Source organism: Streptomyces sp. NRRL S-646 (genome assembly GCF_000720765.1).
In the GTDB taxonomy this organism is placed as follows: Bacteria; Actinomycetota; Actinomycetes; order Streptomycetales; family Streptomycetaceae; genus Streptomyces.
The window spans coordinates 239,224-262,244 of the sequence record NZ_JODC01000015.1 but is presented as its reverse complement, the minus strand read 5'-3'; the positions used below and the strand labels follow the sequence as shown (position 1 = coordinate 262,244).

The 23,021-nt window shown below is 70.2% G+C and carries 22 protein-coding genes and 1 tRNA gene; 13 read left to right on the top strand and 10 right to left on the bottom strand.

What is annotated here, in order from left to right; translation table 11 throughout:
- Positions 1-167: 167 nt before the first annotated feature.
- Together IH68_RS0136365 and glmS are read left to right on the top strand one after the other, a co-directional pair.
- Positions 168-425 (top strand): hypothetical protein, encoded by a 258-nt coding sequence (locus IH68_RS0136365; RefSeq protein ID WP_030943968.1) that lies wholly within the window; start codon positions 168-170, stop codon positions 423-425.
- Between the two features lie 14 nt (positions 426-439).
- Entirely contained in the window at positions 440-2,257 is a 1,818-nt protein-coding gene (gene glmS / locus IH68_RS0136360; protein WP_030943958.1) for a glutamine--fructose-6-phosphate transaminase (isomerizing), read from the top strand.
- Positions 2,258-2,413: 156 nt separating this feature from the next.
- On the opposite strand, the gene IH68_RS0136355 is transcribed toward glmS, so the two are convergent.
- Positions 2,414-2,980, bottom strand: coding sequence for a GPR1/FUN34/YaaH family transporter (locus IH68_RS0136355; protein WP_030943955.1), 567 nt, complete (start codon positions 2,978-2,980; stop codon positions 2,414-2,416).
- 150 nt (positions 2,981-3,130) lie between these two features.
- The gene (locus IH68_RS0136350; RefSeq protein WP_030943951.1) at positions 3,131-3,658 is read right to left on the bottom strand and encodes a universal stress protein; all 528 of its coding nucleotides are present in this window, start codon (positions 3,656-3,658) and stop codon (positions 3,131-3,133) included.
- A 371-nt stretch (positions 3,659-4,029) separates the two neighbouring features.
- On the opposite strand from IH68_RS0136350, the gene IH68_RS0136345 reads away from it, so the two are divergent.
- The 5 genes from IH68_RS0136345 to IH68_RS0136325 all read left to right on the top strand — a co-directional run bounded on the left by IH68_RS0136345 (position 4,030) and on the right by IH68_RS0136325 (position 7,444).
- Entirely contained in the window at positions 4,030-4,362 is a 333-nt protein-coding gene (locus IH68_RS0136345) for a hypothetical protein (protein WP_030943949.1), read from the top strand.
- 378 nt (positions 4,363-4,740) lie between these two features.
- A complete protein-coding gene (locus IH68_RS0136340; protein WP_030943948.1) occupies positions 4,741-5,976 on the top strand; it encodes a helix-turn-helix domain-containing protein in 1,236 nt (411 codons plus the stop codon).
- A 109-nt stretch (positions 5,977-6,085) separates the two neighbouring features.
- Complete coding sequence (gene orn, locus IH68_RS0136335; RefSeq protein WP_037885792.1) at positions 6,086-6,688, top strand: oligoribonuclease; 603 nt, start codon at positions 6,086-6,088, stop codon at positions 6,686-6,688.
- 104 nt (positions 6,689-6,792) lie between these two features.
- Positions 6,793-6,865: transfer RNA gene (locus IH68_RS0136330), tRNA-His, on the top strand.
- A gap of 81 nt (positions 6,866-6,946) precedes the next feature.
- The gene (locus IH68_RS0136325; RefSeq protein WP_030943946.1) at positions 6,947-7,444 is read left to right on the top strand and encodes a GNAT family N-acetyltransferase; all 498 of its coding nucleotides are present in this window, start codon (positions 6,947-6,949) and stop codon (positions 7,442-7,444) included.
- Here IH68_RS0136325 and IH68_RS0136320 read toward each other — a convergent pair.
- Together IH68_RS0136320 and IH68_RS0136315 are read right to left on the bottom strand one after the other, a co-directional pair.
- Positions 7,433-8,224 carry a serine/threonine protein kinase gene (locus IH68_RS0136320; protein ID WP_030943945.1) on the bottom strand — a complete coding sequence of 264 codons (792 nt, stop codon included), beginning with the start codon at positions 8,222-8,224 and terminating at the stop codon, positions 7,433-7,435. The two genes, IH68_RS0136325 and IH68_RS0136320, sit on opposite strands and share 12 nt — an antisense overlap.
- A 215-nt stretch (positions 8,225-8,439) precedes the next feature.
- A complete protein-coding gene (locus tag IH68_RS0136315; protein ID WP_030943944.1) occupies positions 8,440-9,483 on the bottom strand; it encodes a LacI family DNA-binding transcriptional regulator in 1,044 nt (347 codons plus the stop codon).
- Between the two features lie 386 nt (positions 9,484-9,869).
- Here IH68_RS0136315 and IH68_RS0136310 point away from each other — a divergent pair, with 386 nt between their 5' ends.
- The 4 genes from IH68_RS0136310 to IH68_RS0136295 all read left to right on the top strand — a co-directional run bounded on the left by IH68_RS0136310 (position 9,870) and on the right by IH68_RS0136295 (position 14,684).
- The gene (locus IH68_RS0136310; protein ID WP_030943943.1) at positions 9,870-11,192 is read left to right on the top strand and encodes an ABC transporter substrate-binding protein; all 1,323 of its coding nucleotides are present in this window, start codon (positions 9,870-9,872) and stop codon (positions 11,190-11,192) included.
- A complete protein-coding gene (locus IH68_RS0136305; RefSeq protein ID WP_030943942.1) occupies positions 11,189-12,223 on the top strand; it encodes a carbohydrate ABC transporter permease in 1,035 nt (344 codons plus the stop codon). Before IH68_RS0136310 ends, IH68_RS0136305 begins: the two co-directional genes overlap by 4 nt.
- Positions 12,210-13,115, top strand: a complete 906-nt coding sequence (locus IH68_RS0136300) for a carbohydrate ABC transporter permease (RefSeq protein WP_030943940.1) — start codon at positions 12,210-12,212, stop codon at positions 13,113-13,115. The genes IH68_RS0136305 and IH68_RS0136300 overlap by 14 nt, the downstream gene beginning before the upstream one ends.
- 129 nt (positions 13,116-13,244) lie before the next feature.
- Positions 13,245-14,684, top strand: coding sequence for a GH1 family beta-glucosidase (locus tag IH68_RS0136295; protein ID WP_030943938.1), 1,440 nt, complete (start codon positions 13,245-13,247; stop codon positions 14,682-14,684).
- Positions 14,685-14,763: 79 nt separating this feature from the next.
- On the opposite strand, the gene IH68_RS0136290 is transcribed toward IH68_RS0136295, so the two are convergent.
- The 3 genes from IH68_RS0136290 to IH68_RS0136280 all read right to left on the bottom strand — a co-directional run bounded on the left by IH68_RS0136290 (position 14,764) and on the right by IH68_RS0136280 (position 18,440).
- Positions 14,764-16,206: a cellulose binding domain-containing protein gene (locus IH68_RS0136290; RefSeq protein WP_030943935.1), complete on the bottom strand. Its 1,443-nt coding sequence runs from the start codon at positions 16,204-16,206 to the stop codon at positions 14,764-14,766.
- Positions 16,207-16,335: 129 nt separating this feature from the next.
- Positions 16,336-17,739: a sensor histidine kinase gene (locus IH68_RS0136285; RefSeq protein WP_030943932.1), complete on the bottom strand. Its 1,404-nt coding sequence runs from the start codon at positions 17,737-17,739 to the stop codon at positions 16,336-16,338.
- Entirely contained in the window at positions 17,736-18,440 is a 705-nt protein-coding gene (locus IH68_RS0136280; protein WP_030943930.1) for a response regulator transcription factor, read from the bottom strand. The genes IH68_RS0136285 and IH68_RS0136280 overlap by 4 nt, the downstream gene beginning before the upstream one ends.
- Before the next feature lie 111 nt (positions 18,441-18,551).
- On the opposite strand from IH68_RS0136280, the gene IH68_RS0136275 reads away from it, so the two are divergent.
- A complete protein-coding gene (locus tag IH68_RS0136275; RefSeq protein WP_030943927.1) occupies positions 18,552-19,061 on the top strand; it encodes a hypothetical protein in 510 nt (169 codons plus the stop codon).
- Between the two features lie 13 nt (positions 19,062-19,074).
- On the opposite strand, the gene IH68_RS0136270 is transcribed toward IH68_RS0136275, so the two are convergent.
- Together IH68_RS0136270 and IH68_RS0136265 are read right to left on the bottom strand one after the other, a co-directional pair.
- Positions 19,075-19,944: a spermidine synthase gene (locus IH68_RS0136270; RefSeq protein WP_030943923.1), complete on the bottom strand. Its 870-nt coding sequence runs from the start codon at positions 19,942-19,944 to the stop codon at positions 19,075-19,077.
- 60 nt (positions 19,945-20,004) lie between these two features.
- A complete protein-coding gene (locus tag IH68_RS0136265; RefSeq protein WP_234341711.1) occupies positions 20,005-20,457 on the bottom strand; it encodes a hypothetical protein in 453 nt (150 codons plus the stop codon).
- Positions 20,458-20,729: 272 nt separating this feature from the next.
- Between IH68_RS0136265 and IH68_RS0136260 the strand changes: the two genes are divergently transcribed.
- On the top strand, positions 20,730-22,196 hold the full coding sequence (locus IH68_RS0136260) for a hypothetical protein (RefSeq protein WP_030943919.1): 1,467 nt from the start codon (positions 20,730-20,732) through the stop codon (positions 22,194-22,196).
- Positions 22,197-22,351: 155 nt separating this feature from the next.
- On the opposite strand, the gene IH68_RS0136255 is transcribed toward IH68_RS0136260, so the two are convergent.
- Positions 22,352-22,951: a histidine phosphatase family protein gene (locus tag IH68_RS0136255; protein ID WP_030943916.1), complete on the bottom strand. Its 600-nt coding sequence runs from the start codon at positions 22,949-22,951 to the stop codon at positions 22,352-22,354.
- Positions 22,952-23,021: the final 70 nt, after the last annotated feature.

Sequence of the window (23,021 nt, the reverse complement as noted above, 5' to 3'; positions counted from 1 at the left end):
GTCCATGACGTCTGAAACTCGTCCACATGAACGACGGGGCACAAGACTCAGGATGGACAGTCTGCAAACAGAGGTTCATAAGAACACCAAAGAGCCGCAACAGGCCCCTTGCCCGATATCGGGCAGGATTCTTGCGAAACGGCCTCCGGTACCTCAGGATCTACCGGGTGCACGACGAACTTGTTGATCACCTGACGCGGTCCACGCCCCTCAGCAGGGGCGAGGCACTGCGGGTGATCCAGGACGTGCTCGCCTACTTCGACGAGACGACCGTGGAGTACGTCCGTCGCCGCCACCGCGAACTGCAGGCCCAGGGCCTGGTGAACACGGAGATCTTCGAACGGATCGAGGCGGACCTGAAATACCGGGCGGTCGCACCGCCGGAGCTTACGCTCAGGCAGTTGCGCCGCATCGTCTACGGCTAGGACTACGTATATATATGTGCGGAATCGTCGGATACATCGGGAAACGTGACGTGGCCCCCCTCCTGCTGGAGGGCCTGCAGCGGCTCGAATACCGCGGCTACGACTCGGCCGGCATCGTCGTGACGTCCCCCAAGACGGCCGGCCTGAAGCTGGTCAAGGCCAAGGGCCGGGTCCGCGACCTGGAGGCCAAGGTCCCGGCCCGCTTCAAGGGCACGACCGGCATCGCCCACACCCGCTGGGCCACCCACGGCGCCCCCTCCGACGTGAACGCGCACCCGCACCTGGACGCCGAGGGCAAGGTCGCCGTCGTCCACAACGGCATCATCGACAACGCCTCCGACCTGCGCCGCAAGCTGGAGGCGGACGGCGTCGAGTTCCTCTCCGAGACGGACACCGAGGTGCTCGTCCACCTCATCGCCCGCTCCCAGGCCGAGTCCCTGGAGGAGAAGGTCCGCGAGACCCTCCGGGTCATCGAGGGGACGTACGGCATCGCCGTGATGCACGCCGACTTCCCGGACCGGATCGTGGTGGCCCGAAACGGCTCCCCGGTGGTCCTCGGCATCGGCGAGAAGGAGATGTTCGTCGCCTCGGACATCGCCGCCCTGGTCGCCCACACGCGGCAGATAGTGACTCTCGGCGACGGCGAGATGGCCACCCTCAAGGCCGACGACTTCCGCACCTACACGACGGAGGGCACCCGCACCACGGCGGAGCCCACCACCGTGGAGTGGGAGGCCGCCTCGTACGACATGGGCGGCCACGACACGTACATGCACAAGGAGGTCCACGAGCAGGCCGACGCCGTGGACCGCGTGCTGCGCGGCCGCATCGACGACCGCTTCTCCACCGTGCACCTCGGCGGCCTCAACCTGGACGCCCGGGAGGCCCGCCAGATCCGCCGGGTGAAGATCCTCGGCTGCGGCACCTCGTACCACGCGGGCATGATCGGCGCCCAGATGATCGAGGAGCTGGCCCGCATCCCCGCGGACGCCGAGCCGGCATCCGAATTCCGCTACCGCAACGCGGTCGTGGACCCCGACACCCTCTACGTGGCCGTCTCCCAGTCCGGTGAGACCTACGACGTCCTCGCGGCCGTCCAGGAGCTGAAGCGCAAGGGCGCGCGGGTCTTCGGCATCGTGAACGTGGTCGGCTCGGCGATCGCCCGCGAGGCGGACGCGGGCATCTACGTCCACGCGGGCCCCGAGGTCTGCGTCGTCTCGACGAAGTGCTTCACCAACACCACGGTCGCCTTCGCCCTGCTCGCCCTGCACCTGGGCCGCACCCGCGACCTCTCGGTCCGCGACGGCAAGCGGATCATCGAGGGGCTGCGCAAGCTCCCCGCCCAGATCACCGAGATCCTGGCGCGGGAGGAGGAGATCAAGAAGCTGGCCGAGCAGTACGCCGACGCCCGCTCGATGCTCTTCATCGGCCGCGTCCGGGGCTACCCGGTCGCCCGCGAGGCCTCCCTCAAGCTCAAGGAGGTCTCGTACATCCACGCCGAGGCCTACCCGGCCTCCGAGCTCAAGCACGGCCCCCTGGCCCTCATCGAGCCGGCCCTCCCCACGGTCGCGATCGTCCCCGACGACGACCTCCTGGAGAAGAACCGCGCCGCCATGGAGGAGATCAAGGCCCGCAGCGGCCGCATCCTCGCGGTGGCCCACCAGCACGAGGAGAAGGCCGACGAGACGATCGTCGTCCCGAAGAACGAGGACGAACTGGACCCCATCCTGATGGGCATCCCCCTCCAACTCCTCGCGTACCACACGGCCTTGGCCCTCGGGCGGGACATCGACAAGCCCAGGAACCTCGCAAAGTCGGTAACGGTCGAGTAGCGGCCCCTTCGACCGTTGGGGCGCGGGGAACTGCGCGAGCAACCCCCACCGGCCTGCAGAGGCCAAACAACATGACGGACCCCCACGTGCTGCCACCAAGCACGGGGGGTCCGCCCATATGCGCCGGGGAGCCGCCCAACCCCCCAGCCTGCGCAGCTAGCCGGTGGCCGTCACGCCCCGACCGGCAGCACGCCGCGGAAGCACCGTCGGCCAGTGAGCCAGCGCCGCAGTAGCCGCATACCAGGCAACCGCCCCGGCGGCCACGGCAAACCAACCGCCCACCTTCGCAATCGACCCGCTCGTCGCGAACTGCGCGATGGCGAGAAGCGCCAGGGAGACGAAGAACAACCCGTACGTACCCTGCGTGAGTTGATCCCCGCCCGCGAGGGTCAACGTCAGGGCCACGAGGGCGAACAGGGCCAGGAACAGCCCCGTCGCGTTGGCGGACATCGAGTTGCCGGCCGTCACGGCCCAGGTGAACCAGAGGGCGCCGAGCGCCGAGTACGCCGTCCCGTTGACGGAGTCACCGTCGCGGAAGGCGAGAAGTCCGGCGACGAAGAGCGCAACGCCGCCTACGTAGTGGGCCAGTGAGACGGCGTCAGCGGCCGACACGCCATTGATCACGTCGGTGTATCCGAGTCCGAACGCCAACAGGGTGATACCCAGGGCGAGTCGGCCGACCACGGTAGTGGTTCCGCTTCCCGCGGAGACGTCGTTGTCCACGGCGGGCTCCCTTCATGCATGTGCAGTTGTGCGGTGACCGATATATGCCCTTCACAAAGGCACAAACACCTCTACGCGCGAGTAGATTTGCGCGCTGCACAAAGGAGGGAGACCGTTCCCGGATCGCATCTCACCTGGGAGAACGAGGAGTTACGGAATGACAACGACGGGCCGCTTCGCCCGCTTGGCGAGCCGCCCCGCGACGGAGCCGAAAATCCGTCCCACGATGCCGTGCGTGGAGCCGACGACGATCGCGTCCGCCTCGTACTCCCGCCCCACCTCTTCGAGTTCGTGGCAGATGTCGCCGCCGCGCTCGACCAGGATCCAGGGCACCTCGGCCAGATAGTCCGCACAGGCGAGCTCGAGCCCCAGCACCTCGGTGCGGTGGTCCGGCACGTCGACGAAGACCGGTGGCTCGCAGCCGGCCCACACCGTGGTGGGCAGCCGGTTGGCGACGTGCACGATGATCAGGGCCGATCCGGAACGGTGGGCCATGCCGATCGCGTAGGCGAGGGCGCGCTCACTGGACGTGGAGCCGTCGAAGCCGACGACCACGCCGTGCTTGAAGGCTGGATCGCAGGAATGGCGTGGCTCTTCGGCCGCCTGGGGCTCGGCCGCCGTGGGGTCGGCGACGGGGCGCTTGCGGTCCGCGGGTTCGAAGAATTCGTGACCGGCCATGGCTGTCTCGGCGTTTTGATCCTTTATGGGAGGGCCCGCGAGCGGAACTCGCTGACGGATGCAGCATGTGCGGCGGAGCTGTGTCCGGGAATCATCTTCCCAACCCCATACCCCCAAGGGTACGGCGGCACGCCTCCTTAGCCCAGATCCCGCCCGCTCCCCCGCTCTCGGCTTCGCGCGAGCAGGGGGACCCCCGTCGTGGGGGTTCCAGGGAGCATGCACGAGGGGCGCCCGTAACGCAATGGTTGCTGCGCTGTACAGGCGGTTTGCACAGGGTTCACTTGCCCCGGGGGCCGGCGGCGACCCGCGTACAGTGACCGCCCGGTCGAACACGCGTTGAACACCGAGACCCAGGCCCCCAGGGAGCACGCATGTCCGGACCGCACCTCACCCCCGAGACTCCCCGCGCGACCGCCCCGCCCCAGGACACCGTGACCGATGTCGTCCGCTGGGCGGCGTTCAGCTGCGTCCTCGTCCCCGTGGTCCTTCTCTGGTACGGCACCTCGCTCGCCGGCGCCGCGGGCACGGCGCTCGGCCTCGCCGCCGTCACCGCGGTGTGCCGGCTGCTGCTGCGCCAGTCCGAGCGCGTGGCGGCCCGCCCGCCGAGCGAGGATCACACGTCCCGCCGGGGCCGCCATCACAGGAGCGGCACGGGTGCTCACAGAGGCAGGCGTCACACTGGGGGAAGTACACCGGTCGGCTGACCGGTTTCCGCGCACGCGTCCGACGCTTTTCAGCCAACTTCCGGACACTGCGCATCCCTTGCCCCGACCACCCCCCAACCCCCGTTCCACCTGCAGAGAAAGGGGCTCGGGGACCCCGCGCACCCTACGTGGATTGGCCACTGCGACAAGGCGCACTTCCCTGCACGGCCCGCGAGTGCAACGCTTCGTGATCGAATGCTTCACGCCAAGTTGCCATGTCGACAATGTGCCGGTTGCCGAACTGGCTCACACCGGCACCACGCGACACAGTAGATTCGATCTTGACGTCTTACGGCGGGGGACTCGTGCAGGACCGAGGGGAAACGTGCAGGAGCGACACAACCGAGGAGCCGCGACCACCGAGGGGGGCTTAGCAGTATGAGCCACGACTCCACTGCCGCGCCGGAAGCCGCGGCCCGGAAGCTTTCCGGGCGACGCCGCAAGGAGATCGTCGCGGTGCTGCTGTTCAGCGGCGGCCCCATCTTCGAGAGTTCCATACCGCTGTCGGTGTTCGGGATCGACCGCCAGGACGCCGGCGTACCGCGCTACCGACTGCTGGTGTGCGGCGGCGAGGAAGGCCCGCTGCGGACCACAGGGGGCTTGGAACTCACCGCGCCACATGGCCTGGAGGCGATATCGCGCGCCGGCACGGTCGTCGTGCCGGCCTGGCGCTCGATCACGTCTCCGCCGCCGGAGGAGGCGCTCGACGCGCTGCGCCGGGCACACGAGGAGGGCGCCCGCATAGTCGGGCTGTGCACCGGCGCCTTCGTACTGGCGGCGGCGGGACTCCTGGACGGCCGCCCCGCGACCACACACTGGATGTACGCACCGACGCTGGCCAAGCGCTACCCGTCGGTGCACGTCGATCCGAGAGAGCTCTTCGTCGACGACGGCGACGTGCTCACCTCCGCCGGTACGGCGGCCGGAATCGACCTCTGTCTCCACATCGTGCGGACGGACCACGGCAACGAGGCGGCGGGCGCACTGGCCCGGCGTCTGGTCGTACCGCCGCGCCGCTCGGGCGGTCAGGAGCGCTACCTCGATCGGTCTTTACCGGAGGAGATCGGCGCCGACCCGCTCGCGGAGGTCGTCGCCTGGGCGCTGGAGCACCTCCACGAGCAGTTCGACGTGGAGACCCTCGCCGCGCGTGCGTACATGAGCCGGCGCACCTTCGACCGCCGGTTCCGCTCGCTCACCGGCAGCGCCCCGCTGCAGTGGCTGATCACCCAGCGGGTGCTGCAGGCGCAGCGCCTGCTCGAGACGTCGGACTACTCGGTGGACGAGGTCGCGGGCCGCTGCGGCTTCCGCTCGCCGGTGGCCCTGCGCGGCCACTTCCGCCGTCAGCTGGGGTCGTCTCCTGCCGCCTACCGTGCCGCGTACCGCGCTCGCCGTCCGCAGGGCGACAAGCCGGCCGACGTGGAGGGTACGGCCGGGGCGCCGGGGCCTGCGCCCCTGCTGCATCCGGAGGGGCCGGTTCCGCTGCAGAGCCGTCGCGCTGCGGCGAGTGCCGTCGGATCGGGTCCGTCGCTTTCCGCCGCGGCCGCGGCGGAGAACGGCCGCGAGGCCTATGTGACGAGCCGGGCGAGCCTGCCGGGGCAGCGCAGCGGTACGTGACGGCGTAGAGGGGGCGGGTGGCCGAGGCCACCCGCCCCCTCTCCCCGTACCCCTGCTCCTCGAACACCCGAGGGGCCGATTTTGCGGGCGCCAGCCTTAGGGTGGTCGCATGAACGATCGCATGGTGTGGATCGACTGCGAGATGACCGGCCTCTCGCTGTCCGACGACGCTCTCATCGAGGTGGCCGCCCTCGTCACCGACTCCGAGCTGAACATCCTCGGTGAGGGTGTGGACATCGTCATCCGTCCGCCGTCCAAGGCACTGGAGACGATGCCGGAGGTGGTGCGTCAGATGCACACCGCGTCCGGGCTGCTGGACGAACTCGCCGGCGGCACGACGTTGTCCGACGCGGAGGAACAGGTCCTCGCCTACGTCCGCGAACACGTCAAGGAACCCGGCAAGGCCCCGCTGTGCGGCAACTCGGTCGGCACCGACCGTGGCTTCCTGCTCCGCGACATGCCGACGCTGGAGGACTATCTGCACTACCGGATCGTCGACGTGTCGAGCGTCAAGGAGCTCGCCCGCCGCTGGTACCCGCGGGCCTACTTCAACAGCCCCGAGAAGAACGGCAACCACCGCGCCCTCGCCGACATCCGCGAGTCCATCGCGGAGTTGCGCTACTACCGCGAGGCGATCTTCGTGCCGCAGCCCGGCCCCGACTCCGACACCGCCAGGTCGATCGCCGCGAAGCACGTCCTGCCTGCGGAGTAAGGACCCTGAGGGGGCACCGCAAAAGGCGTGCGCGAGCACCCCTTCGGACCCTGTACACTTTTTCTCGGCCGGTCGGAAAACCACGAAGTAGACCGCCGGTCGTGGTGGGTGTAGCTCAGCTGGTAGAGCACCTGGTTGTGGTCCAGGATGTCGCGGGTTCGAGTCCCGTCACTCACCCTGAGTAATCAGCCGGTGACCCTGGGAACAGGGTCACCGGCTGATTCGTTTCCCGGCTGATTCGTTCACCGAGAGGCCGTCGTGCACGCCGACACCATCAGCACCCCGCGCCTCGACCTGCTCCCCCTCCGCGTCTCGCACGCCGACGAGATGGCCGACGTCCTCTCCGACCCGGCACTGCACACCTTCATCGGCGGCAGCCCGTACTCCCCCGCGGCCCTGCGCGTCCGCTACGAACGCCTCGTCGCCGGCTCCCCCGATCCCGCCGTCTCGTGGTGCAACTGGGTGCTGCGGGAGAGGGAGGAGTCCCGGCTGGTCGGGACCGTCCAGGCGACGGTCGTCGGGACGGTCGCGGAGATCGCCTGGGTCGTCGGCACGCCCTGGCAGGGGCGCGGCTTCGCCTCGGAGGCGGCGCGCGGGCTCGTCGGCCGGCTGCGGCAGCAGTCCGTGCGTACGGTCCTCGCGCACATCCATCCCGGGCACCTCGCCTCCGCAGCCGTGGCCCGGGCGGCCGGGCTCGTCCCGACGGGCGAGGTGCAGGACGGCGAGCAGCGGTGGCGGCTCTCGCTACCCCGCTGACGTCGCCGCCCGCCACGCCGCCGCCAACTCCCGTACGCCCGCGAACCGTTCGCCCGGATCCGGCCGCGTCCCCCGCTCCACCACCGCCAGCTGCGCCGCCGTACCCCGCCAGGCGCGCTCGTCGTCACCGGCGTCCAGGAGGAGACGGGCCGCGCGGGCAAGGACATGGACGGTCGTACGGGTGTCGATCACCGAACCCCGCCTCCACTCCTCCGGGGCCATGAAGCGGCGGGAACCCGGGAGGCGGGCCTCCGTCAGGACGAAGGGGCCCGGGCGGTATTCGTCGAGGTCGATGAGGTGGAGGTCATCGGCGTCGAAGTCGTGGAGGAAGGAGCCGTCGTAGAGGTCGACCGCGACGTGGCCCGCCGCCTCCACGGCCAGGTGGGCGTCGAGGATGCGGTCCAGGGCGTGCAGGACGCGGGGGACCGGGAGGGCGCGGAAGCGGGAGCGGGCGGTGGCGCCGTGGAGAGGTTCGCCCTTGCACCAGGGCATCACCGTCGCCGTACGACTGCTGTCCCGTACGGCGATGCGGTGGAGCTGGGGGACGATCACCGGGTGGCGTAACGCCCGGTGGAAGGCCCAGGCCCGGTCCAGGGACCGCCGGGCCCGGTCCGTCACCGCCTCCTTGACGAACCAGCGCCGGCCGTCCGGGAGCAGAACCCCGTACGACACACAGCCCGAGTCCTGCTCCCGAAAGGCACGGAACACCTCGCCCACCGAACGGAGGTACGGCTCGACGGCGGGAACGTCGTGGGCGTCCAGCAGGGGATGGAGAGTCATGGGAACCAGCATGCGTTCCCGGACGGTCAAAGGCCGTTGATTCCGAGCGCGTGGACACCGACATGGCGGCGCCCCGGGCCGCAGCGACACGGAACCAGGCCCCCGTACGCGATCCCCCACACCGCACACACATGCGCCGCTCTCACGACTCGCCGCCCCACCGCGGCGTTCGACCTGCCGGAACGAGGCTGTGACGTCGTATGGCCGAAACTCGGTCAGGAAGACGTACGCGGCACCAGTTCCGTCGCCAGGACCACCTGGCGGCGTTCCAGGTCGCGGGAGACGGCCGGGCGGCGGTCGGCGATCTCGCCGAGGAGGAGGTCGATCATGCGGCGGCCCATCTCCTCGATGGGCTGGCGGACGCTGGTGAGGGGCGGGTCCATGTGGCGGGCGATGGCCGAGTCGTCGTAGCCGACCAGCGCCACGTCGTCGGGGATGCGGCAGCCCTCCTCGCGCAGGACCTGGCGGGCGCCCGCCGCCATCACGTCGGAGCCCGCGAAGACCGCGTCCAGGTCGGGGCAGCGGCCGAGCAGCTTCGTCATCGCCCGGCGGCCCCCCTCCTCGGTGAAGTCGCCGGTCTCGATGAGGAGTTCGTCGACCTCCTGGCCCGCGTCGCTCAGGGCGTCGCGGTAGCCGTCGACGCGGCGCTGGGCGCCGTAGACGTCCAGGCGGCCGGTGATGTGGGCTATCTTGCGGCGGCCCCGGGAGAGCAGGTGCTCCACCGCCGAGCGACCGCCGCCGTAGTTGTCCGAGTCCACCGAGGTCAGGGTCTCGGCGGCCGACCGCGGGCCGCTGATCACGGCGGGGATCTCCAGCTGCGCGAGCAGGTCGGGGAGCGGGTCGTCCGCGTGCACCGAGACCAGCAGGACGCCGTCCACGCGGTGGGCGGCGAGGTACTGCGCGAGGCGGCGGCGCTCGCGGTCGCCGCCCGCGAAGATCAGCAGGAGTTGCATCTCCGTGTCGGACAGCTCAGCCCCGACGCCCTTCAGAATGTCCGAGAAGTACGGCTCCGAGAAGAAACGCGTCTCCGGCTCGGGAACGACCAGGGCGATCGCGTCCGTACGGTTCGCCGCGAGGGCGCGCGCGGCCGTGTTGGGGACGTATCCGAGTTCGGCCACCGCCGCCTCGACCGCCGCGCGGGTCGCGTCGCTGACCCGGGGCGAGCCGTTGATCACGCGGGAGACCGTGCCGCGGCCCACGCCCGCGCGCGCGGCGACCTCTTCGAGGGTGGGCCTACCACCGCTCCGGCTCCGCGACATGGCTACGCCCTTTCCGCCGTTATTGCAGCTGGCCTGGAATCTAACAGCCCCGGGGGATCAGCGACCGTCCCCGGGACTCCGCCCCCGGGCCCCCGTCCGGCCTGACGGCCTCGCCATCAGAAGCCGAGAGGGCTGGAAAACCCGACCGGTACCGGATTCCTTTCGTCCAGTTAACAGCCCGATAACCGAACACATCTCGCCACGTCGACTCCCTTGACACCCCCGCCCGAACCGACGAACCTTCAACACATCACTTGTGGGAGCGCTCCCACAGTACCTGACACATACACATCCCGCACGTTCCCCGCCCGAGCCGCAGCGTGTAGAACGGGCCCAACAATGCAGTTGGCCGGGGGGTCGGCACGTCAGGCAACAGGAGGACGCAAATGGGCACGAGTACCCGACGGTCCCGCAGGCTGATGGCCCTCGCGGCCGTCGCCGCGCTGACCACGGGGCTGCTGGCCGGCTGCTCCAAGGACTCGGACGACAGCTCGTCGAACGACGGCGGCGGCAACGGCAAGGGCAAGACCACACTGACCATCGGCACCTTCGGTGTGTTCGGCTACAAGCAGGCCGGTCTCTACGACGAGTACATGAAGCTGCACCCGGACATCAGCATCAAGGAGAACGTCACCACCCGTACCGACGTGTACTGGCCGAAGGTCCTCACCCGGCTGCAGGCGGGTTCCGGCACCGACGACATCCAGGCGATCGAGGTCGGCAACGTCACCGAGGCCGTGCAGACGCAGGGCAGCAAGTTCGTCGACCTCGGCAAGGACGTCGACAAGTCGCAGTGGCTGGACTGGAAGAACGCCCAGGCCACCACCAAGGACGGCAAGCTGATCGGCCTCGGCACGGACGTCGGCCCGATGGCGATCTGTTACCGCAAGGACCTCTTCAAGAAGGCCGGCCTGGAGACGGACCGCACCAAGCTCGCCACGCAGTGGAAGGGCGACTGGGCGAAGTACGTGGACGTGGGCAAGGAGTACATGAAGAAGGCGCCGAAGGGCACCAAGTTCGTGGACTCGGCCTCCTCCGTCTACAACGCGGCCCTCGGCGGCGGTACCGAGCGGTACTACGACAAGGACGGCAACGTCATCTGGGACAAGTCCGACGGCGTGAAGAAGGCCTGGAACGTCGCGATGTCCGTGGCCACCAGCAACATGTCGGCGAAGCTGAAGCAGTTCGACCCGACCTGGGACCAGGGCTACGCCAAGGGCACCTTCGCGACGGTGGCCTGCCCGGCGTGGATGATCGGCTACATCGAGCAGAAGTCCGGCGCCTCCGGCAAGGGCAACTGGGACGTGGCGGCGGCCCCGACCGCGTCCAACTGGGGCGGCTCCTTCCTCGGCGTGCCGACGGCGGGCAAGCACCAGAAGGAGGCCATCGCCCTGGCGAAGTGGCTGACCGCGCCCGAGCAGCAGGCGAAGGTCTTCGCGAAGCAGGCCAGCTTCCCGTCGACCCCGTCGGCGTACTCGACCCTGAAGCCGGCCGCGGACACCACGGCCTACTTCTCGAACGCGCCGATCACGCAGATCTTCGCCGACTCGGCGAAGACCATCCCGGTCCAGTACTTCGGCGTCAAGGACCAGCCGATCAACACGGCGATCACCGACGTCGGCATCCTCCAGGTCGAGCAGAAGGGCAAGAGCCCGACGCAGGGCTGGGACGCGGCCAAGAACGAGGTCAAGGACGTGCTCGGCCAGTGACCAGCTCCAAGCAGGCTCTCGCGCTTTCCGCGTCGAGCGCCGAGGCCGCGCCCGGCATCCCGCCGGGCGCGGCCCGGGGCGCTCACGGTCGCGGTACACCGCCGGGCCCCGATTCATGGCGCAGCCGGTTGTACCGCTGGGACATGAAGGCGTCCCCGTACGCGTTCATCGCCCCCTTCTTCATCATCTTCGGGGCCTTCGGGCTCGTCCCGCTCCTCTATACGGCCTGGTACTCGCTGCACAACGTGCAGCTGTCCGGTCTGGACCACCAGACCTGGGCCGGCCTGGACAACTACAAGCACCTGCTGTCCTCGGAGTTCTTCTGGAACGCCCTGGAGAACACCTTCACCATCGGCGTGATCTCCACGGTTCCGCAGTTGCTGATGGCGATCGGGATCGCGCATCTGCTCAACTACCGGCTGCGCGGCTCGACCCTGTGGCGGGTCGTGATGCTCACCCCGTACGCCACCTCGGTGGCGGCGGCGACGCTGGTCTTCACGCTGCTGTACTCGTGGGACGGCGGCATGATCAACTGGTTGCTCCATTTCGTGGGGGTCGACCCGATCAACTGGCGCGAGTCCGACTGGGGCGGGCAGTTCGCCGTCTCCACGATCGTGATCTGGCGGTGGACGGGCTACAACGCGCTGATCTACCTCGCGGCCATGCAGGCGATCCCCTCCGACCTGTACGAGTCGGCGGCGATCGACGGCGCGGGCCGCTGGCAGCAGTTCCGCCATGTGACGATCCCGATGCTGCGGCCGACGATCCTGTTCACGGTGGTCGTCTCCACGATCGGCGCTACACAACTGTTCGGTGAGCCGCTCCTGTTCGGCGGGGTCAGCGGCTCGAAGGGCGGTTCCGCGCACCAGTACCAGACGCTCGGCCTGTACATGTACGACCAGGGCTGGGGCATCGGCAACCTCGGCAAGGCCTCCGCGATCGCCTGGACGATGTTCCTGATCCTGCTGATCGTCGCCGCGATCAACCTGCTGATCACCCGACGGTTGAGGAAGTCCCATGACGACCGGTGAACTGACACTCCCTCAGACAAAGGGGAAGAGCGGGGGCCGTGGCCCCGGACGCCGCCGGGTGCTCGGCGCGGGCAAGCAGATGCACGCGGGTCCGGTCACCTATCTCGTCCTGACGCTCTTCGCACTGATCTCGCTGGCCCCGCTGGTCTGGACGGCCGTCGCGGCGTCGCGCAACAACGAGCGGCTCGCGCAGTCACCGCCGCCCCTGTGGTTCGGCGCGAACCTGTTCAAGAACCTGCAGGCCGCTTGGGACCAGGCCGGACTCGGCACCGCGATGGTCAACTCCACGATCGTCGCCGGGACCATCACCCTCGGTACGGTCCTGTTCTCCACGCTCGCCGGGTTCGCCTTCGCCAAGCTGCGGTTCAGGTTCTCGAGCACCCTGTTGCTGCTGACCATCGGCACGATGATGATCCCGCCGCAACTGGCCGTCGTACCCCTGTATCTGTGGATGGCGGACCTGGGCTGGTCCAATCAGCTGCAGACGGTCATCCTGCCCACCCTGGTCAGCGCGTTCGGCACGTTCTTCATGCGGCAGTACCTGGTGCAGGCGCTGCCGACCGAGCTGATCGAGGCGGCCCGGGTGGACGGGGCGAGCAGCCTGAGAGTCGTCTGGCACGTGGTCTTCCCTGCCGCACGGCCCGCGATGGCGGTCCTCGGCCTGCTGACCTTCGTGTTCGCCTGGAACGACTTCCTGTGGCCGATCATCGCCCTCAACCAGCAGAACCCGACCGTGCAGGTCGCCCTCAACGCGCTCGGCACCGGTTACGTCCCCGACCAGGCGGTGATCATGGCGGGCGCCCTGCTGGGCACGCTGCCGCTGCTGATCGCGTTCCTCCTGTTCGGCAAGCAGATCGTGGGCGGCATCATGCAGGGCGCGATCAAGGGCTGACGCCTTCATCCGGTGCTGCCGTGCGCCGTCGTACGTCCCTCGGGGCCGGGTCAGCGCAGCCTCGGCCCCTCTCCTCCCCCACTCCCCTCCAACTCTTCGGTCTCCACGACCACTTATGGGAGCGCTTCCATGCCTGAGTCCGCACAGCCGGCGACCCCGGTGACCTTTCCCCCCGCCTTCCTCTGGGGCGCCGCGACGTCCGCGTACCAGATCGAGGGGGCGGTGCGGGAGGGCGGTCGTACGCCCTCGATCTGGGACACCTTCAGTCATACGCCGGGCAGGACCGCCGGCGGCGAGCACGGTGACATCGCTGTCGACCACTACCACCGGTACCGCGAAGACGTGGCGCTCATGGCCGAGCTGGGCCTGACCGCCTACCGCTTCTCGATCTCCTGGTCGCGGGTGCAGCCGACGGGCCGGGGGCCTGCGGTGCAGGTCGGCCTGGACTTCTACCGGCGGCTGGTCGACGAGCTGCTCGAGCGCGGCATCAAGCCGGCCGTCACCCTCTACCACTGGGACCTGCCGCAGGAGCTGGAGGACGCGGGCGGCTGGCCGGAGCGGGACACGGCGCTCAGGTTCGCCGAGTACGCGCAGATCGTGGGCGAGGCGCTGGGCGACCGCGTGGAGCAGTGGATCACGCTCAACGAGCCGTGGTGCAGCGCGTTTCTGGGCTACGGCTCCGGGGTGCACGCGCCGGGCCGGACGGACCCGGAGGCCTCGCTGCGGGCCGCGCACCACCTGAACCTGGCGCATGGGCTCGGCACTTCGGCGCTGCGGTCGGTGATGCCGGCCCGCAACTCGGTCGCGCTCAGCCTCAACTCCTCGGTGGTCAGGCCCCTTTCGCCGCAGGACCCGGCGGATCTGGCGGCGGTGCGGAAGATCGACGACCTGGCCAACGGCGTCTTCCACGGCCCGATCCTGCACGGGGCGTACCCCGAGTCCCTGTTCTCGGCGACCGAGCTGATCACCGACTGGTCGTACGTCCTCGACGGCGACCTGGGCGCGATCAACCAGCCGCTGGACGCGCTGGGCCTCAACTACTACACGCCCGCGCTGGTCTCGGCGGCCGAGGCGGACCCGAGCGGTCCGCGCGCCGACGGCCACGGCGCCAGCAACCACTCCCCCTGGCCGGGCGCGGACGACGTCGCCTTCCACCAGACCCCGGGCGAGCGCACCGAGATGGGCTGGACGATCGACCCGACGGGCCTGCACGAGCTGATCATGCGGTACACGAGGGAGGCGCCCGGACTGCCGCTGTACATCACCGAGAACGGCGCGGCCTACGACGACAAACCCGACTCCGACGGCCGCGTCCACGACCCCGAGCGCATCGCCTACCTGGAGAAGCATCTCGCGGCGGTGCGCCGCGCGATCACCGACGGGGCGGACGTGCGCGGCTACTACCTGTGGTCCCTGATGGACAACTTCGAGTGGGCGTACGGCTACGAGAAGCGCTTCGGGGCGGTGTATGTCGACTACGCCACCCTCACTCGTACGCCGAAGTCGAGCGCCCTCTGGTACGGGCAGGCGGCGCGGACGGGGACGCTGCCTGCGCCGGAGGCCGACTGAGCCGCGCCCCGGCCGGGTGGGGGGATGTCCGGCCGGGGCGCATCGCCCCCCGTTGCGCGGTGGTCGGTTGTGCCTGTGCTCAGTTGAAGGCCCCGAACGCCTTCGAGAAGGCGAACTTGTCCTGGACGACCGAGCTGCAGGTGGCGTCGGCCGTGGGCTTGGTGCCGCCGTCGCACTGCTTGTCGCGGGTCGCCGACCACATGGAGAGACCGCCGAGGCCCTTGGACTTGGCGAAGGCCGTCAGCTGGGTGGCGTCGTCCACCTTGAAGATCTCGGACGAGACGTCGTTGACGCCGATCATCGGGGTGACCGCGACCGCCTTCCACGCGGCGGCGTCGGAGAGGCCGAGCACACTCTTGACCTGCGCCTGGGTGGCGGTGGCCGCCTGCTCGGCGTAGGTGCCCATGTCGCCGCTGTAGGAGGCTCCGTAGTCCATGGCCATGATGTTGACGGTGTTGATCTTCGCGCCGTTGGACTTGGCGTTGGAGAGGAGGTTCACGCCGTCCTGGGTGAGGCCCTCGGGCATGACCGGGAGGGTGAAGGAGACGTCCAGGTCGGGGTGGGCCGCCTGGAGCTTGGCTATCGCCTTCGCGCGGTTCGTGTTCGCCGTGGCGTTCGGGAGGGCGCCGCCCTCGACGTCGAAGTCGACCTTGGTCAGCTTGAACTGGTCCACGACCTTGCCGTACGCCGTGGCCAGCGCGTCCGCCGAGGAGCACGTCGTCGCCAGTTCGGAACCGGAGGCGCCGCCGAAGGAGACGCGGACGTCGCCGCCCTTGGCGCGGAGCGCGCCGATCTGTGAGGCGACCCCGTCACTGCCGAGGTCGGTCACACCGCCCCACTTGGGCGTGCAGCCGCCGCCGTCGGTGACGAAGGCGAGGTTGTAGTTCTTCACGCCGGTCGCGTCGGCGCTCGCGAGGAGGTCGAAGGCGGGGTAGAGGGAGGTGTCGACGTAGGGGGCGAAGCCGGTGCTTGCCTTGGTGCCGGTGCCGGAGCTCTCGGACGGGGTGGGGGTGGCCGTGGGGGTCGCCGTTCCGGTGGGGGTGGGAGTGGGCGTCGCGGACTGTGTCGGGCGGCCGCTCGGTTCGGGTGTCGGGCCGTCGTCCGCGGAGCACTTGGCGCCGTCGACGAGACAACTGTTCGGGTCTCCGGTGCCGTTGACGACGAAGCCGACGGTGACGGACTTGCCGGGCGCGAGGCCGTCCGTGTCCCACTTGGCCGGTGTCACGGTGACGTGCTGTCCGCTCATGCTGGACTCGGCGTTCCATAGCGAGCTCAGCCTGGCGCCGGACGGCAGGTCGAACTCCAGCTTCCAGCTCTTCTCCGTCTGGCCGGTGTTGTTCGTGACGACGTACTGCGCGGTGTAACCCGTCGACCAGTCACTGGTCTTCGTGTACGCGGCGCCCACGCCGGCCGCCTGTGCGGTACCGGTGAGCAGGAGCGCGCCGCCACCGATCACAGCCGCGGCGACAGCTCCGCCGATCGCCTTGTTTCTGCCACTGATCCTGCGCCGGTGCGTGCTCATGCGCGTGCCTGCCTTCGCTGTTCGCGGGGATTCACGGGGGTTCCCGGGGGTGGGTGAGGCAGCACGCTAGCGAGCCGGAATCGGGCAAAGTGCCTGATCCGGACGGGGGTTGAGGATCTTAGGGTGCGCTTAAGGAAGGGATCGGGGACGGTTAAAGGTAGAGACCAATTTCTTCTGCCGGCGTCGCCGTACGGAGCGGTGGCCCCGTCCTGGCGTCCGCTCCCGCCCGTCCAGCTGGATCCAGATCCGCACCTCGGTCCCGCCCAGCACCGAGGCCCCGATCCGTACGTCACCGCCGGTCGACTCGGCGAGCCGGCGCACGATGTCCAGGCCGAGTCCGGTGGATCCGTCGCTGCCGGAGCCCCGCCCGCGCGCCATGGCGGCCTCGGGATCCAGGATCCCGGGACCGGCGTCGGAGACCAGCACGATCACCGCGTCCTCGCCGTTGTGCAGGTCGACCGCGAAGGCCGTGCCCTCGGCGGTGTGCCGGAACACATTGCCGAGCAGGGCGTCCAGTGCGGCCGCGAGGTCCGCCCGGGCCACGGGTATCCGCACCGGCCGGTCGGCGCCGGCCATCCGCCACTTGCGGCCCTCGTCCTCGGCGAGCGCCGACCAGAACGCCATCCGCTCGCGGACCACCTCGGCCGCGTCGCATCCGGTGCCCGGACCGGCGGCCGCGGTCTGCGGTTTGGCGTCCCGGGCGGTGCGGATGATGGTGTCTACCTCGCGCTCCAGCTGGGCGACTGCGGCCCGGGTCTGCTCGGCGGCCGGTCCGTCGCCGAGCGAGGCCGCGTTGAGGCGGAGAACGGTGAGCGGGGTGCGCAGCCGGTGGGACAGGTCCGCCGCCAACTCCCGCTCGTTCGCCAGGAGTTGTACGACCTGGTCGGCCATGGAGTTGAACGCGACCGCCGCCAGCCGCAGTTCGGCCGGCCCTTCCTCCGGCACCCGCGCTCCCAGCTTTCCCTCTCCCAGCTCGTGTGCGCTCTCGACCAGCTTCTGCGCGGGCTGCACCATCCGTACGCCCAGCCGGTCGGCGACCGCGACGGATCCGACGATCAGGGCGATCCCGACACCCGCGAGCACCGCCCACGCCGTACCGACGCCGTTGCTGACCTCGGACTCCGGGACGTACACCTCGACGACGGCTATCGCGCCGGTGCTCAGCGCGATCGGCTGGAGCAGTGTGGAGCCGCCGGAGACCGCGGTGGTGGAGGCGCGGCCCAGCTTGCGCACGGTCGCGATGTCCTCGCCTGCGGCACGCTGCCGCCCGATGTCGACGGCCGACTGTCCGGCGGCCGCGGGGATGTGCACGGCCATCCCGGAGTCCGAGCCCGCGGAGGCGACGACCCGCTCCAACTGGTCGCGCTCGGTGGTGATGGACAGCGCCGGGGCGACCGCGGCCGCCTGCCGCTCGGCGTTGGAGAAGGCGCGGTCGCGGGCCATCTCCTTGATGACCAGCCCAAGCGGCACCGCGAAGGCGACCACGACCATGGCGGTGACCGCCAGACAGACCTTGACCAGTGCCCATCTCATCGCGGCGGCTCCCCACCAGGCGGTTCGAGCTTGACTCCGACCCCGCGCAGGGTGTGCAGATAGCGCGGCTGCGCCGCCGTCTCTCCCAGCTTCCGACGCAGCCAGGACAGATGGACGTCGATGGTCTGGTCGTCGCCGTACGACTGCTGCCACACCTCGGCGAGGAGTTCCTTGCGGGGGACGACGACGCCCGGCCGGGCGGCCAGGAAGGCGAGCAGGTCGAACTCGCGGCGGGTGAGGTCGAGGCGGACGCCGTCCAGCTCGGCCTGGCGGCGCAGCGGGTCGACGGTGAGGCCGCCGACCCGCAGGACGGTGGACGGCGTGGCGTCCGAGGGGGCGGACCGGGACCGTCGCAGGACCGCGGACATCCGGGCGGAGAGGTGCTCGACGGAGAAGGGCTTGGTCAGGTAGTCGTCGGCGCCCGCGTTGAGCAGCCGGACGATCTCCGTCTCGTCGTCCCGCGCGGTGGCGATGATCACGGGCACGTCAGTGATGCCGCGCAGCATCTTCAGCGCCTCGGACCCGTCCAGATCGGGCAGTCCCAGGTCCAGAATCACCACGTCGAAACGGAAATGGGCGACCTCGCGCAGCGCCTCCAGCGCCGTCCCGACACTGCGCACGGTGTGCGCGGCATCGGTCAGGTGCCGGATCAGCGCCGAGCGTACGAACTGGTCGTCCTCGACCACGAGCACACTTGCCATGCGCGGCACCGTACGCCATGCGCAAGAGGCGCATCGGAGCCTGTGGACAACTCTTCGGTTGTGGACAACGGACGGGACACCCGTGGGACACGTGAGGCAGTATGGCCCGCGATGCGCAGAGGACTCGTACACGTACTGGCTTGGTCGCTCGCCACGGGCGCGGCGGTCACGCTGTCGTGGTGGGGCGTCCACACGGTGATGGCGGGCACGGCGTACGACCCGCCGCGCGCCCTGCCGATCACTGCGGCGGACGCGACCACACAGGAGTCGAAGCCGCTCGCGTCGTCGACGAAACGGCCGTCGCCGTCACCGTCCAAGAGCGCGTCGCGCACGCGCCCCCAGAAGCCCACGCCGTCGACGACGTCGACACCGAGCCCTACCCCGACGCCGACCGCATCCGGCCAGGTCAAGAGCTACGACACCGACGGCGGGCGGGTGGTCTTCGACCTCGGCAGGACCGCGGCGACGCTCGTCATGGCGACCCCGGACACCGGCTGGTCGATGCAGACGTGGAAGACGGAGACCTGGATCCGGGTGGAGTTCACCTCGGGCACGAACAAGGTCTCGGTGATCTGCACCTGGCACGACGGGCCCCCGCATGTGGAGATCGGGAACTACTAGTCGCCCCTGCTGATCAACGGAACACCGAGGGCGGTGGCGCCGGTGACGCGACCGCCGCCGTGTCCGTCACCGGGGTCGCCCCGCCGGTGAAGTCCAGGAGCGCGCGGCCGTGTTCGACTCGGCCGGGGTGCGGGTCGGAGGCGGCCCGGCGGGTCAGTTCCGCGACCGGCAGCGGGGCGTCGGAGGCGACGAGGACGGCGTTGCCGAAGCGCTTGCCGCGCAGCACGGCCGGGTCGGCGACCAGCGCGAGTTCGGGGAAACGGGCGGCTGCGGTGGCGATCTGGCCGCGTAGGTGGGCGAGCGGCGGCCCGTCGGCGACGTTGGCGGCGTAGCAACCGCTCGGCTTCAGGACCCGGCGGACGTCGTCGAGGAACTCGGTCGAGGTGAGGTGGGCGGGCGTGCGGGCCCCGCTGAACACATCGGCGATGACGAGGTCGGCCCAGCCGTCGAGCACCTTGGAGAGCCCTTCGCGGGCGTCGACGGAACGCACCCTGATCCGGGCGTTCGGGTCCAACGGCAGCTCACGGCGGACCAGTTGGACGAGCGCGGCGTCCCGCTCGACGGCCTGCTGGGTGGAGCGGGGGCGGGTGGCGGCGACGTAGCGGGCGAGGGTGAGGGCTCCGCCGCCGAGGTGCACGACGTGCACGGGCTTCCCGGCCGGTGCGACGAGGTCGATGACGTGCCCGAGCCGGCGCTGGTACTCGAAGGAGAGGTAGGAGGGGTCGTCGAGATCGACGTGCGACTGCGGCGCCCCGTCGATCAGCAGCGTCCAGGCCCGCGCCCGGTCCCGGTCGGGCATGAGCTCGGCGAGCCCGCCGTCGACGGCCTCGACGACGGCGTCGGCGCCGCCGCTTCCGCGCCGGGGGTTCCTGGACTTTCCCATTGCGCCATTATCGGCAGCCCTGAGCGGCCACGCCTGCGCAGGGTGGTACGAGCGACCAGGTCAGCGGCAGTTGTCCGCAGCCTCGATGATCCGTGCCGCCTCGCCCAGGGCGGCGCGCAGCACCGCCGGGTCGGTCGCGAGGTCGGCCTCGCCGGGCGGGAGCAGCCAGTCCGAGCCCTCCACGGGGGGCTCGGGGTTCAGTCTCAGACCGCGGCCGTTGGTCTCCGTACAGGTGCTGCCCGGGACGTCCCAGGCGGCGGCCGTACCGGGCGGCACCACGAAGCCCAGGGTGTTGCAGTCGTCGTCGTGCAGGACGGGGCCGACCGCGTCGCCCGCGCCGCGCCGCAGGATGTCGACGGCCTCCAGTCCCTGCCGGGTGGGCACGGTGACGAGGTCGCACGCGCCGTCGGGGAGGGGCGGCTCGCCGCGCCCCGGGGCCGGGGCGTGCGCCACGGTCGCGGGCGGCGTACGAGGAACGACTCTCCGGCTGGTCTCCATCCCGGCCTCCACCACGGAACCCCTCCTTGAACGAAGCGGGTCGGGAGTCGGGCGGCTCCCGGTCCGCAGAGTTCAACGCGGCGGCGCGTCAACGGCTACGGCGGAAGTCAGCCACAAAGGATGGCAGTTCATGGCAGATCCCGTATGAGATATCCGGTTTGTAGCCAAACACAGCGTGAGCGGTCCGGCACAGCAGGTACGTTCTTCCCCGCTGGAGACAGGGCTCTACACGGGCAACCCACCCTGAATCCGGCATGGTTCGACGGTTCGCACGAGAGGACCCGGCCATGGCGTCGTCACAGTTGACCTCGTCCCAGCCCACGCCCCCCAGGCCACCGCGGCCGAACCTCGTCTTCCGGCAGTTGCGCGGACAGCGCTCGCCGGCCGAGTTCGCCGCCGCGGTGCGTCGGGCCGCGCGCGAGATCGGGGAGCGGGTCAGCTGCGACGCGCGCTACATCGGCCGGGTCGAGGCGGGCGAGATCCGCTGCCCCAACTACGCATACGAACGGGTGTTCCTGCACATGTTCCCCGGCCGCACCCTCACCGACCTGGGCTTCGCGTCCCGCTCGTCCGTACGGGGACGCCGGGCGCACACCACCGGTGAGACGCAGGGGGCGTACGAGCCGTATGAAACGCAGGACAACCCGGACCCGCAGGTCCTTTACAACCCGCAACTGCCTTACGACCCGCATGGGCATCACGAGAGCCATGCGCTTCACGAGAACTACGAGGAGAGCGACGTGCTGCGTCGCGCATTCATGACCGGCGGTGGCGCCACGGTGGCCGCCGCCTCGCTGGGCCCGATCGGGCTCGCCTTCGACGCCGCGGCAGCGGGACGTCCCGTCCGCCGCCCCGGCGCGAACGACGCATACGCGCTCGAAGAGGCCGTACGCAGAATCCGGCTGCTCGACGACCGGCACGGCGCGGACGGGCTCTACCGGCGCGCATCGGCTCCGTTGCGCGCCGCCTATGCGCTCCTGGACGCCGGGGCGACCCGGCAGACGACCGCCGACCGGCTCCACTCGGGCGCCGGTGAACTCGCCATCTCCGTGGGCTGGCTGGCGCACGACTCGGGGCGGTTCGACGATGCCCGTTCGCACTACGCGGAGGCGCTCGCGACCGCCCGGATGACCGGCGACGACGCCCTGGAGGCGCACGGCTTCTGCAACACGGCGTTCCTCGCGCGCGACGCCGGACGCCCCCGCGAGGCCGTCCGGGCCGCGCAGGCCGCACAACGCGTCGCGCGCCCCCTGGGCTCCGTCCGGCTGATGTCGCTGCTCGCGCTGCGCGAGGCGGGCGGCTGGGCGGGGCTCGCCGACCGCACCGCCTGCGAACAGGCACTCGTCCGCGCGCAGACCCTCTTCGAGCGAGGCCCCTCGGACGCCGACCCCGAGTGGATGAGCTTCTACGGGGAGGCCGAGCTGGAGGGCCTGGAGGCGCAGTGCTGGTCGACCCTGGGCGACTGGCCGCGCGCCGCCCGCCACGCGCGCCGCGCGGCCCAGCTCCAGAACCCGCACTTCACCCGCAACATCGCCCTGTACACGGCGGAACTGGCAGACGACCTGGCCAGAGGCGGCCGCCCGGACGAGGCAGCGGCAGCAGGCATGCGAGTACTGGACCTCCTCGACCAGGTCCAGTCGTCCAGGGTCCAGACCATGCTGGCGGGAACGGCGAGGGTCCTGCTCCCCCACCGCCGGGCGTCAGGAGTATCAGGCTTCCTGGAACGCCATGCATCCCAGCCACGGATGGCTTGAGACAGCCGCCGTAGCTGCGGGCACAGGCGCAGCCGCGGGCATCCGCGTAGCTGCGGGCAGTCGTGCCGCTGGGGCGGCACCCGTCCCAAAGAAAGCGGCACCGGCAAGCGCCGGCCGGCGACACCCCGCCCGCCGGCACCACCCCCGAGCACGGCTCACACCCCGGTCAAGTGCCCCAAGTCGTTCCAGCTCTCAATGGCCGGCTCGCCATAAGCCCACCCCAGCACCGACAGCGAGGTCGGATTCAGTCGAATCCGCGCGGCAAAGTCCAGCGGCAGCCCCAACCACCGAGCCCCGATCGACCGCAAAATGTGCCCGTGCGCAAACACCAGCACATCCCGCTCCTCCCCCCGCGCCCAAGCCACAACCTCATCGGCCCGAGCCGCCACCTCGGCAAGCGACTCCCCCTCCGGAACCCCGTCCCGCCAGATCAGCCACCCCGGCCGCACGCCCTGGATCTCCTCGGGCGTCATCCCCTCGTACGCCCCGTAGTCCCACTCCATCAACGTGTCCCACACGACCGCCCGCTCCCCGAACCCGGCAAGCTCGCACGTCTCACGCGCGCGTGCCAGCGGACTGGTGCGGACGGCGACCCCGGGGAGCCCCTCGAACGGCGCCCGGTGCAGGCGCTCCCCGAGCAGCTTTGCACCACGCCGCCCCTCCTCCAGGAGCGGCACGTCGGTCCTGCCGGTGTGCTTGCCGGACAGCGACCACGCGGTCTGTCCGTGCCGGGCCAGCAGAATGCGCGGTGCCATGAGCTGAGAGGCCTTCCGGGAGAAATCGCAGGCGGAACCAGTCCATCATCGCGCACGCTGGGGGCGGGCA

Excerpts from the sequence above, each read along its gene's own strand:
- IH68_RS0136310 (WP_030943943.1), top strand. The coding sequence starts at position 9,870 with ATGGGCACGAGTACCCGACGGTCCCGCAGGCTGATGGCCCTCGCGGCC.
- IH68_RS0136320 (WP_030943945.1), bottom strand. The coding sequence starts at position 8,224 with ATGACTCTCCATCCCCTGCTGGACGCCCACGACGTTCCCGCCGTCGAG.
- IH68_RS0136260 (WP_030943919.1), top strand. The coding sequence starts at position 20,730 with ATGGCGTCGTCACAGTTGACCTCGTCCCAGCCCACGCCCCCCAGGCCA.
- IH68_RS0136280 (WP_030943930.1), bottom strand. The coding sequence starts at position 18,440 with ATGGCAAGTGTGCTCGTGGTCGAGGACGACCAGTTCGTACGCTCGGCG.
- IH68_RS0136350 (WP_030943951.1), bottom strand. The coding sequence starts at position 3,658 with ATGGCCGGTCACGAATTCTTCGAACCCGCGGACCGCAAGCGCCCCGTC.
- IH68_RS0136290 (WP_030943935.1), bottom strand. The coding sequence starts at position 16,206 with ATGAGCACGCACCGGCGCAGGATCAGTGGCAGAAACAAGGCGATCGGC.
- orn (WP_037885792.1), top strand. The coding sequence starts at position 6,086 with ATGAACGATCGCATGGTGTGGATCGACTGCGAGATGACCGGCCTCTCG.
- IH68_RS0136295 (WP_030943938.1), top strand. The coding sequence starts at position 13,245 with ATGCCTGAGTCCGCACAGCCGGCGACCCCGGTGACCTTTCCCCCCGCC.
- IH68_RS0136340 (WP_030943948.1), top strand. The coding sequence starts at position 4,741 with ATGAGCCACGACTCCACTGCCGCGCCGGAAGCCGCGGCCCGGAAGCTT.
- IH68_RS0136255 (WP_030943916.1), bottom strand. The coding sequence starts at position 22,951 with ATGGCACCGCGCATTCTGCTGGCCCGGCACGGACAGACCGCGTGGTCG.
- IH68_RS0136345 (WP_030943949.1), top strand. The coding sequence starts at position 4,030 with ATGTCCGGACCGCACCTCACCCCCGAGACTCCCCGCGCGACCGCCCCG.
- IH68_RS0136285 (WP_030943932.1), bottom strand. The coding sequence starts at position 17,739 with ATGAGATGGGCACTGGTCAAGGTCTGTCTGGCGGTCACCGCCATGGTC.
- IH68_RS0136300 (WP_030943940.1), top strand. The coding sequence starts at position 12,210 with ATGACGACCGGTGAACTGACACTCCCTCAGACAAAGGGGAAGAGCGGG.
- IH68_RS0136315 (WP_030943944.1), bottom strand. The coding sequence starts at position 9,483 with ATGTCGCGGAGCCGGAGCGGTGGTAGGCCCACCCTCGAAGAGGTCGCC.
- glmS (WP_030943958.1), top strand. The coding sequence starts at position 440 with ATGTGCGGAATCGTCGGATACATCGGGAAACGTGACGTGGCCCCCCTC.
- IH68_RS0136275 (WP_030943927.1), top strand. The coding sequence starts at position 18,552 with ATGCGCAGAGGACTCGTACACGTACTGGCTTGGTCGCTCGCCACGGGC.
- IH68_RS0136270 (WP_030943923.1), bottom strand. The coding sequence starts at position 19,944 with ATGGGAAAGTCCAGGAACCCCCGGCGCGGAAGCGGCGGCGCCGACGCC.